At 64.4% G+C, this 12,562-nt stretch carries 11 protein-coding genes; 3 read left to right on the top strand and 8 right to left on the bottom strand.

From position 1 onward, the window contains the following. The first annotated feature begins 4 nt into the window (after positions 1-4). Positions 5-673: a response regulator gene (locus WBB14_RS04865; RefSeq protein WP_424238881.1), complete on the top strand. Its 669-nt coding sequence runs from the start codon at positions 5-7 to the stop codon at positions 671-673. Next, the gene (locus WBB14_RS04860) at positions 670-2,010 is read left to right on the top strand and encodes an ATP-binding protein (protein WP_424238805.1); all 1,341 of its coding nucleotides are present in this window, start codon (positions 670-672) and stop codon (positions 2,008-2,010) included. Before WBB14_RS04865 ends, WBB14_RS04860 begins: the two co-directional genes overlap by 4 nt. Before the next feature lie 208 nt (positions 2,011-2,218). Here the strand turns inward: WBB14_RS04860 and WBB14_RS04855 are convergent, their stop codons facing one another. Then, the gene (locus tag WBB14_RS04855) at positions 2,219-2,992 is read right to left on the bottom strand and encodes an SDR family NAD(P)-dependent oxidoreductase (RefSeq protein ID WP_424238804.1); all 774 of its coding nucleotides are present in this window, start codon (positions 2,990-2,992) and stop codon (positions 2,219-2,221) included. Positions 2,993-3,213: 221 nt separating this feature from the next. Here WBB14_RS04855 and gcvA point away from each other — a divergent pair, with 221 nt between their 5' ends. Next, positions 3,214-4,125, top strand: a complete 912-nt coding sequence (gene gcvA / locus WBB14_RS04850; protein WP_424238803.1) for a transcriptional regulator GcvA — start codon at positions 3,214-3,216, stop codon at positions 4,123-4,125. On the opposite strand, the gene WBB14_RS04845 is transcribed toward gcvA, so the two are convergent. The 7 genes from WBB14_RS04845 to WBB14_RS04815 form a co-directional block, all read right to left on the bottom strand. Next, positions 4,122-4,289: a hypothetical protein gene (locus WBB14_RS04845; RefSeq protein ID WP_424238802.1), complete on the bottom strand. Its 168-nt coding sequence runs from the start codon at positions 4,287-4,289 to the stop codon at positions 4,122-4,124. The two genes, gcvA and WBB14_RS04845, sit on opposite strands and share 4 nt — an antisense overlap. A 51-nt stretch (positions 4,290-4,340) precedes the next feature. Next, entirely contained in the window at positions 4,341-5,456 is a 1,116-nt protein-coding gene (locus WBB14_RS04840; RefSeq protein WP_424238801.1) for a PepSY-associated TM helix domain-containing protein, read from the bottom strand. Continuing rightward, entirely contained in the window at positions 5,456-7,840 is a 2,385-nt protein-coding gene (locus tag WBB14_RS04835) for a TonB-dependent siderophore receptor (RefSeq protein WP_424238800.1), read from the bottom strand. The genes WBB14_RS04840 and WBB14_RS04835 overlap by 1 nt, the downstream gene beginning before the upstream one ends. Before the next feature lie 117 nt (positions 7,841-7,957). After that, a complete protein-coding gene (locus WBB14_RS04830) occupies positions 7,958-8,926 on the bottom strand; it encodes a FecR domain-containing protein (protein ID WP_424238799.1) in 969 nt (322 codons plus the stop codon). Positions 8,927-8,928: 2 nt separating this feature from the next. Beyond that, a complete protein-coding gene (locus WBB14_RS04825) occupies positions 8,929-9,429 on the bottom strand; it encodes a sigma-70 family RNA polymerase sigma factor (RefSeq protein ID WP_424238798.1) in 501 nt (166 codons plus the stop codon). 141 nt (positions 9,430-9,570) lie between these two features. Beyond that, complete coding sequence (locus WBB14_RS04820) at positions 9,571-10,137, bottom strand: papain-like cysteine protease family protein (protein ID WP_424238797.1); 567 nt, start codon at positions 10,135-10,137, stop codon at positions 9,571-9,573. Positions 10,138-10,332: 195 nt separating this feature from the next. Then, positions 10,333-12,562: autotransporter outer membrane beta-barrel domain-containing protein (locus WBB14_RS04815; RefSeq protein ID WP_424238796.1), on the bottom strand; the 2,230-nt coding region annotated here is incomplete at its 5' end.

Genomic DNA, 12,562 nt, shown 5'->3' with positions numbered 1-12,562 from the left:
GCAAATGCGGGTATTGCTGGTAGAAGACGACGAACTGATCGGCAAGGGAATTGTGGCTGGCTTGCGCGCGCACGGCATCGTGGTGCATCACGTTTGCACGGCAGTCGAAGCTGAAGCCGCCCAAAGCGGGAATTCCTTCAATGCCCTGGTGCTCGACCTGGGGCTTCCCGACCGTGACGGCATGGAGTTGCTCTCCGTTGTGCGCGCCATGGAGCCGTGTTTGCCCGTGCTGATACTGTCCGCCCGGGATGCCATAGAGCACAGGATTGCGGGCCTGCACCAGGGCGCCGACGACTACATGACCAAGCCGTTTGATCTGCGCGAACTGGCGGCGCGCCTGCATGCGCTGGTCAGACGCACACAGGGGCGCGCAGCCCAGATCATTGCGGCGGGACCGTTGCGCCTGGAACCTGAAAGCGGGCTTGCCTGGCTGCAAGATCAAGCCATCTCGCTATCGCGTCGCGAGGTGGATCTGCTGGCTCATCTGGCCACTGCCGATGCGAGATGGATTTCTCCTGATCTGCTCAATGAACGCCTGTACGGGTTGGGCGAGGAAGTAAGCAGCAACGCCCTCAACGTCCATATTCACAACCTGCGCCGCAAGCTTGGAGCTGAAGTGATTGAAACTTCGCGTGGATTGGGATACAGGCTGGGTTGGAGACTCAACGCATGAGCTTGCGTCTTCGTGCCGTCCTGATCGCAGGGATTTCTCTGATGGTTTTATGGGCCGTGGCAGCCGCCTGGATGATGCTGGGAGTGCGTGCCGACGTGGCTCGTACACTGGACGGCCGGCTGGCCATGTCGGCACGCATGGTCTCTGGCCTGCTCGCAGGCTCGGTGATAGATCCCAACGCCAAGCCGACGGATTTCACGCAGGCTGTCCGTGTCAATGGCAGCGAGGGAATCGCTTGCGAGATTCGCGCGCTTCGCGGTGAAGTCCTGGCGCGCACCAGCGGCAGCCCGGCCTCGGACTTCGAAAGCCTGCCTGGCGGTTACAGCACGCGCATGATAGAGGGGCAAGAATGGCGGATTTATGTGCTTCGTGACGACGGCTACCAAATAACGACAGCGGATCGCGTTGATCAAAGAAACACGCTGATCAATGAGTTGCTGTTTGCGGCAGGCGTGCCATTCCTGATCGCACTTCTGGGCGGATTGGCTGCTCTGTGGATCGGCATTGGGCAAGGCCTTGCGCCGCTGCAAGCCTTACGCATGCAGTTGCGGGCCAAAGAGACAGACGACACCACGCCTATTGCCGTCGCGAAGCCGCCAACGGAGCTGCGTCCGGTCCTGGATGCGATGAACGGACTCTTGGGACGCCTGGCCCAGGCGCTCTCAAGCCAGCGAGCGTTTACGGATGCGGCAGCGCATGAGTTACGAACCCCTCTGACCGTGATCGATACTCACCTGCAAGTGGCCAGACTGACTGAAGGCGAAGAAGCAGAGTCTTCACTTTGTAGCGCCGAAGAAGGCGTCAAGCGCCTGCGGCGCACCCTCGACCAAATGATGGTGCTTGCTCGTGCCGAGGCATCGATCCACCTGGAAGACAGGTGCGCATCCATGCAGGCAGTCATCTCCAGCGTCATCAATGCCACAACTGTCGAGGCACAGTCGCGCTTGGCGCTTTCCATCCATGGTTCCGATAGTGGTAGTTCGATTCCCCGTGGGATGCTGGAGGCTGCCGTCCGCAACCTTCTGGACAATGCAATCCGCTACTCTCCCGAAAACATGACCGTCGAGGTCGTGGCGAACTTCGAGTCGTCCGCTCGACAATGCCGCCTCGTCGTAGCCGACCGAGGGCCGGGGCTCAGTGACGATCAGGTAGCCAACATTGGGCGACGCTTCTGGCGCGGCGACCAAGGCCGAAGCCGCAACGACGGCGCTGGTCTGGGTATCTCGATCGTGCATGCCATTGCCAAGCGATTCGGGGGGGCGTTGAGTCTAAAGCCCCGAGAAGGCGGGGGGCTGATTGCAGAACTTGTGCTTCCATGTTCCCCGCTTTCTCAATGAACTCTTATCGTTGCGCTTGCGGGTGAAATTCCTGGGGAGCAATGGGAGTTGCTGAGGATCCAGCTGAAGTAAACATACGATTTCGGACACCGGAGCAATGGCCCTTTCCTGTTATTGAACGGGCTATGGGCTGCAACTTCTGAAGGTTGGGTCGGACTACTTTCGCTGGGTGTTTACTTGACTGGACGGCAAGCTCCCCCGCTCGGCCTTAGTTGCGGCCAGCCATCACGCCGCCATCCACGTCCCAGATGGCGCCGGTGATCCAGCCCGCCTTTTCCGACAGCAGGAACGCCACGGCTTCAGCGACGTCCTGCGGCGTACCCACGCGGCCGATGGGATGGAAGCTGTTGAAACCTTGCAGCGCGTCGTGCACCTCGGCCTTCGGAATGAAGCCTTCATAGATCGGCGTCTGCACCACCGCCGGTGACACCGCATTGACCCGGATGTGCTTGGGCGCCAGTTCCATTGCCAGATGCTGGGTCAGGGAATGAAGGCCAGCCTTGGCCATTGAGTAAGCCGAAGACGGCGTGGCCGCGATGGCCTGTTTGGCCCACATCGAGCCGATGTTCACGACGGCCCCGGGGCGCCCATTGGCGACGAGGTTGGCGACAACCCTTTGTGTAATGAAGTAGATCGCCTTGTTCAGAGCCATGTATTGGTCATAGTCGGCATCCGTGTGCTCAAGAAAAGGCTTCGGGAAGAACACGCCTGCCGCATTGACCAGCAAATCGACGTCCGGATGCTGTTCGTCAATGGTCTTGAGCAGTGCGTCCAGGCCTTCGGCCGAAGCCAGATTGGCAGTGACGGCAGCGACTGGTCCTCGCGCCGAGAGTTCCTGGCGGGCTTCCTCGGTTTTCTCCGGCCGATGGCCCACGATTACGGCGCTGCCGCCCTGGGACAGCACGGTCCGGGCGGTTTCCAGGCCCATGCCGCTGGTGCCGCCAACGACCAACAGCTTCCTTCCGTTGAATTGATTGCTCATAGTGAGACCTCTTTGATTTGCCCGACGGCGGGCTTGAATGGGAAACGCGGCACTTCAAAAAAGAAAAGCTATCTATATGCATCGACTTTCCATGGAAGCGCCAGAATGCCGATCAGGGTTCACATATAGTCAGTCCCTGATCTGTATGACATTCTTCCCTCCTCCCCTTGCCTCGACAAATGAGATAAAGTGTCTATTCACTAAAGAAAACCTTTATCGAAATGAAGTCGCCAGTCCATTTGAATGCCCTACGCGCCTTCGAAGCCAGCGCCCGCCACCAAAGCTTTTCCGCTGCCGCGGCCGAACTCAACGTAACGCCCGCCGCCGTGGGCCAACTCGTTCGAACACTGGAAGAATGGTTAGGCACACCGCTGTTCCGGCGCAGCAATAGCGGCCGGGCCAGACTCGTGGTCACAGAGGCGGCGCAACGCGCTCTGCCCGATATTCGCGCAGGTTTCGACAGGCTGAGCCTGGGGATGGAAAAGCTGAAGGAAGGGTCCGCGAGCGGCGTGCTCACCGTGGCGGTCAGCCCGGCTTTCGCGGCCAAGTGGCTGCTGCCAAGAATCGATAGTTTCCAGAGCGCGTGGCCCGATACCGATGTGCGCTTGGACACGAACCTCAAGCCCGTGGATTTTGTCGCGCAAGGCGTGGACATTGGCGTGCGTTACGGCATGGGCCAATGGCCAGGCCTGGTCGCGGAAAAGCTGATGGACGAAGAGATTTATCCCGTCTGCTCGCCTGAGTTGTTGCGCCGGCGCGGAGGGTTTGATGGGCCTGGCGATTTGTCGCGCGAAACGCTGATTCACGATTTATCGATGGACGGCCACACCGGGTTTCCTACTTGGGAAACCTGGTTTCAAGAGGCTCAAGTATCCGACATCGGCACCTCGCGCGGCATGAAGATCAACAACTCGGCAGCGGTACTGCAGGCGGCGGCAGAGGGGCACGGCATTGCATTGGCTCGTAGCGTGATGGCTCGGGACGATCTGGCGGCAGGCAGGTTGATAAGGCTCTTTCCGGAGATCGAGGCGGCATCCTCGCTGGCCTACTACGTGATCTATCGCGCCGAGTGCGCCAGCTTGCCCAAGTTGGCGGCGTTCCGGGACTGGCTGAAGAACGAGGCTGCGCGCTAGCGTAGGTAGTTGCCGCCTGAAGCTCGGCCCGGATGGAGCTTGTACAAGGCGTCGGGACCATAGCCGTCGCCGTAACGCGGCGCCTCATAGACCGTGACGGCGAGACCCCAGGCCGCGAGCGCCAGCACGCTCAAGACCAAACTGATCCGGTAATAGAGAAACAAAGCGCGACTCCTGCTGGAACTCAGTCCTGGCGGAAAAATGTCGTACGACAGTTACGGGCTAGGGAACCGGGAATTTGGCGAGCCCTGCCGGCGCAACGAGCGCCTGCGCCACCAGAGCCAGATCCCGCTGAGGCCCAATGCTCCCAAGCCCAGTCCGAGCAATGCAACGATGGCTTCTCCCGCAACCCCGCCCAGTTCTCCCGTATGCAGCGGATAAAGCACGGAATTGATCCGCGCGCCCGGATCGAGTTGGCTCCAGCGCTGCGCCGCCAGTACTTTGCCGTCGCGCGGGTCGAGCCAGACGGTGGACCGTCCGTTGGGATGCGGATCGTCCGGCACGATCATGCGGATGGCCAAGGGCCGGTCGGTGCGCGGGGTGTAAAGAAAATAGCCTATCGCGCCGTCCGGGAATGCGGCCTGGGCGGCGGCGGCCAGTTCGTCCAGGGATCGAGGCTGGATGGAGCCTGCGGGCCGCGCCGGCAGCTTGGGCGCGATGACCGGGGTCTGGCCGCTGGCCAGCGTGATCCAGCCGCCTATCGGGCGCCAGGCCATGTAGGCGCCGCTGGCCATGCATACGGCCAGCGCCAGCGCCAGGATGGCGCCGCCGTTGCGGTGCAGGTCGAATAAGGCGCGCAGCGCGCCCTTGTTGAACGCCATGCGCAAGGACGGCGGCCATTTGCGGGGCCACCAGACGACCAGCCCGGATACCATCAGGACCAGATAGGCCAGCGCTGTCCAGGCCAGCACGGCTTTGCCGGTCTGTTCCAGCATCAGGGCGCTGTGCAGTTTGTAGACCAGGGCGACGATGCCCTCGTTCTCTCCCCTCCTGCCCTGTTCTCGGCCGCTGGCCGGATCCAGATAGACCGTGCCGTCCCAGGCGTCCGGCGCCCTGACCCTGACTTGCATGGTTTCGCCCGGTTCGCGCGGCGGACGGAAGGTGTAGGAAGCTTGCGGGCCGAACTCGGCGGCCAGATTGCGGCGCAAGGAATCGAACGATGCCGGCTGGCCGGCGCTGGCGCTACCGACTTGGAAGAACTCCGGATGCAGCAGTCTGTCCAGCGGCCGGGCGGCCACCAGGAAGGCGCCGGTCAGCCCGGACAGGATCAGGATCCCGCCCAGGCCCAGCGCCACCCAGCGATGGCAGAGCAGCCAGATGCGCCTGGGCATCAGTAAGCCAGGCGCGCCTGCAGGTAGACCATGCGCGGCGCGCCGACCATGCGGCCGCCGTTGGTGTCGACGTTGCGGGTGTAGTAACGGCGGTCAAACAGATTGTTCACGCCGACCGCCAGCTCGCTGCCCTTCCATTGCGGCAGCTTGTAGCTGAGCTGCGTATTCCAGACGCTGAAGCCCGGCACCCGGCCATTGCTGGCGTCGGCGTTCTCGTCCTCGGTGTTGGCCGTGTCCGAGTACTGGCCGCTCTGCGCCATGGTGTACAGGTTAAAGGTCCAGTTGTTGCGGGTGTAGCGCCCGCCCAGCGTGCCGGTCTGGCGTGAATAGAACGGCACGTCCTTGCCTTCGAACTCGCCGGATTTCTGGATGGCGCGCACGTAGGTGTAGTTGGCGTAGAGATTCAGGCCGGCGAGCGGTCCGGACTTGTCGAAGTCGTAGTCGATGGCGAATTCGACGCCGTTGTGGGTGGTTGCGCCCAGATTGCGGAACACGGCCGGGTTGGTGCCGGGGATCGACAGGATCTGGTTGTCGAAGCGCAGGTCGAAGACCGTGAATTCGGTGTGGGTCTGTTCGCCCGAGTAGCGCAGGCCGGCTTCGATGGTCTTGGCGACCTCGGGGCTGAGCGGATTGGACGCCGACATCGAGTTCAGCTGCGTGTACTGCACCGCGCCGAACGAGGTGTTGTAGTTGGTGTAGAGCGTCAACGCATCGTCAACCAGATAGGCGACGTTCAGCGACGGCAGCCCACGGCTGTTGCGCAGGTCGAACGGCGTGTCGTTGGCGGTGCCGCTGGGCTGGCGATTGGTGCGGATGTGCTCATAGCGCACGCCGGGCGTTATGCGCCATTTGCCGAAGGCGATGCGGTCGTCCAGGTAGATGGAGTGCGCTTCGGTCTCGTTGTCGAAGACCTGGGCTGCGCCGATGCGCTGGCCGGTCGCCAGCGATTCCGAGTAGCGCCGGTCCTGGCCGGTTTCGTGGATGTAGCGATAGCCGATGGTCACGTCGTGCGTGGTCGGGCCCCATTCCAGGCGCTGCGTGTAGCGCGGCTCTATGCCCAGCACCTGGTTGTTGCGCGGCTGGTAGTCGTTGCGGCCCGCCGTGGGGTTGATCAAAGAACTCTGGCGCGAGCTGTCGTAGTGATAGACGCGGGCCTCGAACTCCTGCGTGTCGGAGATGGAATTCAGGTAGCCGATGTCGACCTGGTCGCGTTGGCCTTTCCAGTAGTCGGTCGGATGGGTATTCTGGAACGGATCATCGCGGTACTGCGCCATGGTCAGGCCGCCCGGTGTCATGGACTTGACGTCGTAATGCGCGAACTTGCCGTAGATTTCCGAGGTCGGGGTCAGCTCAAAACGCCATTTCAGCGCCACGTCGTTGTAGCGGTCGTGGCTGGCATCGCGCCATTGTTCGCCGTCCATGCCGGAGTACATCAGCGCCACCCCCAGTCCGTTTTCGAACTGCGTGCCCATGAAGCCGGTGTACTGGGTATTGGTGCCGCCCTGGCTGAAAACGTTGTAGCGGGCGGAGGCCTCGGCGGCGAGTCCGGGGGTAGTCGGAATTGAGCGGGTCTTGAAGTTGATCACGCCGCCCACGTTCTGCGGGCCATAGCGCACTGCCCCGCCGCCGCGCACCACGTCGATGGCCTCGATGTTGCCCAGGCTGGTCGGCGACATCACCAGGTTTGGCTGGCCGTATGGCGCCATGGCCATGGGGATGCCGTCCAACAGCATGGTGGTGCGAAACGAATTGCGCGGGTTCAGGCCGCGGATGCCGACATGCAGGCCCACCGAACTGCCGCTGGCGCTGGTGCTGCCGCTGATCTGCACGCCGGGCACGCGCCGCAGCACGTCGGCCACGCTGGTGGCGCCGCTGTTCTGAATCTCGTCGCGCTTGACCAGCGTGCGGGCGCCGCCGAAGGTCTGCACGCTGTTCTCCAGGCCGGTGCCCAGCCAGTCGCCGCTGACCTGGATCGACTCCAGCGTATTGGCGTTGCCGGCAGGCGCGCTGCCTGCCGCCGCAGCCTTGGCGGCGGATGCCGCCGCCCGCACCACATAGCCCTGGCCGCCCTGCTCCATCGCTGCGAGGCCGGTGCCGGCCAACAGCCTTGCCAGCCCGGAATCCACGCCGTAGCTGCCATCCAGGCCCTGGGTCCGCAGCCCGTCCGTGTCCTCGGGCCGGAAGGACACCGTGATGCCGCCTGCCTTGGCGAAGGCGGAAAGCGCCTGGTCCAAGGGGCCTGCCGGGATGTGATAGTCGTGCACGGCGGCCGGCGCGGCGCTTTGGGCTGCCGCGGGCGGGGCCGCGGCGAAAGCGGCCGCCAGGCTCAGCGTCAATCCGGCTAGCCGCAGGACTCGGGTTTGGGTTTGGTCTTCGACTGCCACGTGGTCACATCCCTACAGGTCATCAATGCGCGGTATGCCGGATGAGGCCCAGGGAAAGGGACAAGCGTGGCCTGGCAAAGTTGTAAACAAGTGAAACTTCAACGGTCTGGCGCCGCGTCAGCGCGTCAGCGTGACCCAATAGGACGTGCGCGCCACGACACGCAGATCCAGAGTCTTGGCCACGACGGCAAGCAGCGCGTCAGTGTCTTGCAGACGGAATACGCCGGACACCCGCAGCCCGCCCACTGCGGGGTCGCAGCGCAGCACGCCGCGCCGGTAGCGCGATACCCCGGCCAGCAGCGAGTCCAGGCGCATGTTGTCGGCTTCAATGACGCCGCGCGTCCATCCGGGCGAATCCGACCCGGCTGGCGCGCTGGGCAGAAAGGCGTTGGATGTGAAGCGCACCGACTCTCCGGCGTTGAAGATCCGCTCCGGATTCCCATTCCTGAGATTGACGGCGACGCGGTGCTCCAGCACGGTCAGTTCGGTCAGGGCGTCACCATTGTCCAGTTGTCGGACGACAAAGCGGGTGCCCAGGGCGCGCAAGCGGCCCTGGGGCGTCTCGACGATGAAGGGCCGCGCCCTGGCCGCCCGGTCGGCCGCCGTGCGCACATAGACTTCGCCGCCGCGCAAATGCAGCAGGCGCGTCTCGTCGGAGTAGCGCACATCCATGGCCGTATCGGTATTCAGATGGACCTGGCTGCCGTCGGCCAGGACCAGATTGTGGCTTTCGCCCACGGCCGTGTGATACGCGCCTGCTGGCCGAGCATTCAGGCGATAGGCCAGCAAGGCAGCGGGCGGTAGCGTCAGCCCCAGGGCTGCCAGCGTGCGCAGCACCGTGCGCCGGCTGACCTGCGGCGGGCGCGTCAAGAGCGGCACGCCGAGCGAGGCCGGCACCGCGCCGAACTGCTGCATCAGATGTTGGGCCCGCTGCCAGGCGCGCTCGCGCTCGGGATTGCCGTGGCGCCAGCGTTCGAAGGCGGCATGATCCGCCGGCCCGGCCTCGCCGGAGTGCAGGCGCACCAGCCAGCCCGCGGCCTCTCGGATGACCGAGGCATCAAGCGGCTTGGATTCGGCGGCGGCCACCGTCAGGCCTCCAGCATGGTCAGGCAGATTTCGAAGCCTTGGGCCATGTAGCGCTTTACCGTGCGGTCGCTCAAACCGGTGCGGGCGGCGATCTCGACGTAGGTAAGGCCTTCCAGCTGCGACAGGACGAACACCTCGCGCGCCTGCGGCGCAAGATTCCCGAGCATGCGGTCCAGCTGTTGCAGCGCTTGCTGCACGCCCAGCAGCATGTCGGGCGAGGCCTCCAATTCGGGAGGCAGCGCGGCCATGGCTTCGAGCCAGGCGCGCTCCAGCGAGCGGCGGCGCCAGTGATCGTTGAGCAGGCCCCGGGCGATGGTCGTCAGGTAGGCCCTGGGCTGGCGCAGCGTGCGGACTTCCTCGGGATTGCGCAGCACGCGCAGAAAGGTGTCGTGCGCGAAGTCCGATGCCTCGTCGCCATGGCCGAGGCGATGCCGCCACCATTGGCAGAGCCATTCGTAGTGGTTTTCGCAGAGTAGCTGGAGCGGCTGGAGGGGGTTGGACATGCTCGAACGCCCCGATAGGCAGCGCGATGACACGGAACGGCGGCCTGCCGGGCGGTGGCGCCGGCGGCCAATTTGGCTAAATGATACCAAGAACCGTTCGCAGTATCGAGCTGACGGCGGCGCTGCCGCGACGTATGGGCCTCAGGCGTACATCAACTGCGGAATCCCAGCCAAAGCCGATCCTTCGTAGAAGGCCACGAGATCCTTGAACGAGGTCGTGTAAGCCTTGCCGCCATTCGGGTCCACAACCCGCGCGCTCAAGCCCTGGAAGTCTGCCGTGTCGCCTTTGAATCCGGAGAGGACGATGGCATGGCCCATCTGGGCGTTGCTCGAATATCCCAAAAGCAAGATCGGCCCCGGACTGAGCAAACTGCTCCACGCATCGGGCGTCATGGACTTCAAGCCATCCGTGCGGACCTTCAAAGCGGCGGCGAAAGGGACCACGCGATCAGCGGTGATCGGGGATTTGGTGTCGTACATGGGTTTCCACATTCCGCCGAGCTCGCCGGCGAGTTGCGCCATCGTGACGGGCACTCCTCGCGTCGCCGACATCAGCATGGCGGCGGACGCGAGCCAGCACAGATTCGACAAGCCCTGGTCTACGGGCACGATTCTGTTCGTATGGTCTATATCGACAGGCGCGGCAAGCGCCGAGCGGGATATGCATGCCGCAGTGGCCGCGATGATGAGCTGACGTCTTTGCACCATGGCTGGTTCCCCTTGCAAGTACGCGCGATTTCCACGCCGGATCCCGCCGGGGCGCACTTCGGACGCGTCTGGCGGAAGATCGTCCGATTTCAGCTGCCGTGCACTTTGTCGTCCATACTCAAAACGAAGTATTGGAATCCCGGCGGGGAACCGGGATTGCGCATTGCCCATGCGAGGCAAGCCCGTCTCGGGCGCTCAGAACGGCACCATCACCTTCAAGGTGCCGCGGTGGCTTTGTATGTGGGACGAAAAGTCTCCGTCGTACTGCACCCGGAAATCGATGCCGCCCGCGTTCGACACCTGCAGGCCCGCGCCGATCCGGCCGATGACGTCGTCCATGGGCACCGAAGTCTCGAAGGCGCCCGAGCCGGCGGGCGCGCCCTGCAAGCGCGCCTTGACCGTGTATTCGTCCTTGGACAGGAACGACACGCCGCCATACATGTAAGGGCGCATGGTCGCGCCGTTCTTCAGCGCTACCTTGCCGCCCAGCTCCAGCGTCGGCGACAGCGCCATGACGAACTGGTTGCTGCTTTCCACGTCCAGATGCAAGGCATCGCGAGATTCGCTATAGCTGGGCATGTGGGTGTAGAACGCATCCAGGTCCACATAGGGTTTCAGGTAGACGCGCTCGGTGGCGTAGGTGCGTGCAATGCGCAGGCGCAACGCCGCGCCATAGACGTCCAGGTCCGAGTCCGCCGTGCTCTGCATGCCGGGGATGCGGATGCTGCGGTTGATGTCGTACTGGCCGTAGCCGCCGCCCAGGGCCGCGGACAAGGTCCAAGGGCCGGCTTCGCGCTTGACCACCATGCCCGCGTAGCCGCTGTCGCCCTTGCCGCTGACCCGTCCGTCATCGCCGCTCAAGTGGCTGTTCTCATAGGCCACGGATCCGCCCAGGAACCAGCCCGGGCTCACTTGTCGCTGGCCGCCGAACTGGTAGGTGACGCCATCGAACGAAAAACCGGATACGCCGCCGTCGCCATCCTGGTCGGTACTGAGCCCGGACACCTGGCCCCAGACACAATCCTGCTCGCCAGTCAGCGCATCGCCGCCCTGGAAGGCCGGGCACGACATCATTGCCCCGGTAAAGCGCGCCATGCTGGCCTGCATCTGCGCGGCGGGCGCCACGGTGACGCCGGGCGACAGGTCGGACAGCCGGTTCGAATAGGTGTCCGCGCCTTCCCTCGACGCCATGTCCAGCGTCGCGAACAGGGACGCCATGGCGGCATTGCCGCCCAGATTCCAGGCGCCCTGCAGATGCCCGGCCACCGAGCGCTGGTTGGCTGCCAGCTGCATCGACGGCGCGGCGAAATCGGCCTGGACGGCGCGCACGCGCACATCCTTGCCATCCAGCCTGGCGTCATAGTCGATCACTGGACTGTCCTTGGCCGCCGGGCTGCCCAGGACGCCGCCGTGCAGCGTCGCCACGGTGACTTCGTGGTCGGGCAGCAGCGTGATGGGTTGCACGTTGACCTGGCCGTTCAGCCGGGTGTCTCCCTGCACCACCAAGCGCGGCGATTTGAGATTGGCGAAGTCCACGTCCGCCTGCAGGATGCCGCCGGCCTGCAGGTTGAAGTTGCCTGCCACCGTCAGCCTGTCGAACGCGCCGGACCTGCCTATGGCCACCAGGCCCGCATTGTCGATATTGGCCTGGTAGAGCGTGGCGTCGCTGAGAATACCGGTCTTGGCGTTCCAGACGTTGCAGGCGATGCCGCCTGCCGCGCCGCCGCATTCGATGTTGCCGAGGATGGCCCCCGCATTGTTGACGGAGAGGCTGGCGCTGGCCATGCCGCTCGGGAAGCTCGCGGTTTTGGCTTGCTGCAGGGCGGCGCCGTCGTAGCGCACGGCGCTGCCGCCGGAGCCGGCCGTGATCGTGCCTGCCGTGCCCACGGTCAGCGTGTTCTGCTTGTCTCCCGCGATCCAGACGCCGTAGGCGCCCGCGCCGCCGCTGACGGAGCCATTGACGGTGACCGCGACCTGCCCCGAACCCTGCGGCCCCGCGCTTTGCGCAAAGATGCCGGTAGCGCCGGCGCCGGTGGCGGCAATACTGCCGATCTGCGTCACCGAGACGTTCCCGCCGGATCCCGTGCTGCCCGTGCCCGCCGTGCTGCCCGCGAAACCGCCTTCGGCATTGCCGCCCAGCCCGCCGCCGCCGCCGATGGACTGGGCGATCACGCCGTAGGCATTCGCGCCCTGGGTTGCGATGTTGCTGGCGACATTGAGGTTGACCGTTCCCCCGCTGCCGCTGCCACCGGTCTGCCCGCTGCCTGGCGTCCAGCCTGCGGCCCCCAACTGGATGCCCTTGCTGGTATCGCCGGCTATGCCTCCGCCGCCGCCGATGGATTGCGCCACCACGCCATGGGAGCCCGCGCCGCTGGTCGAGATATGGCCGCCCGCGTTGAGGGCCAGCGTCACGGCTCCGCCATCG

This window comes from Achromobacter sp. (assembly GCF_049647645.1).
Classification (GTDB): Bacteria; Pseudomonadota; Gammaproteobacteria; order Burkholderiales; family Burkholderiaceae_B; genus Achromobacter.
Note: the sequence above shows the minus strand (reverse complement) of the source record. Positions and strands in the feature narration are given on the sequence as shown.

What these genes read in the sequence shown, in the direction of transcription:
- WBB14_RS04865 (WP_424238881.1), top strand. Translation starts at nt 5, where the DNA reads ATGCGGGTATTGCTGGTAGAAGACGACGAACTGATCGGCAAGGGAATT.
- WBB14_RS04860 (WP_424238805.1), top strand. Translation starts at nt 670, where the DNA reads ATGAGCTTGCGTCTTCGTGCCGTCCTGATCGCAGGGATTTCTCTGATG.
- WBB14_RS04855 (WP_424238804.1), bottom strand. Translation starts at nt 2,992, where the DNA reads ATGAGCAATCAATTCAACGGAAGGAAGCTGTTGGTCGTTGGCGGCACC.
- gcvA (WP_424238803.1), top strand. Translation starts at nt 3,214, where the DNA reads ATGAAGTCGCCAGTCCATTTGAATGCCCTACGCGCCTTCGAAGCCAGC.
- WBB14_RS04840 (WP_424238801.1), bottom strand. Translation starts at nt 5,456, where the DNA reads ATGCCCAGGCGCATCTGGCTGCTCTGCCATCGCTGGGTGGCGCTGGGC.
- WBB14_RS04825 (WP_424238798.1), bottom strand. Translation starts at nt 9,429, where the DNA reads ATGTCCAACCCCCTCCAGCCGCTCCAGCTACTCTGCGAAAACCACTAC.
- WBB14_RS04820 (WP_424238797.1), bottom strand. Translation starts at nt 10,137, where the DNA reads ATGGTGCAAAGACGTCAGCTCATCATCGCGGCCACTGCGGCATGCATA.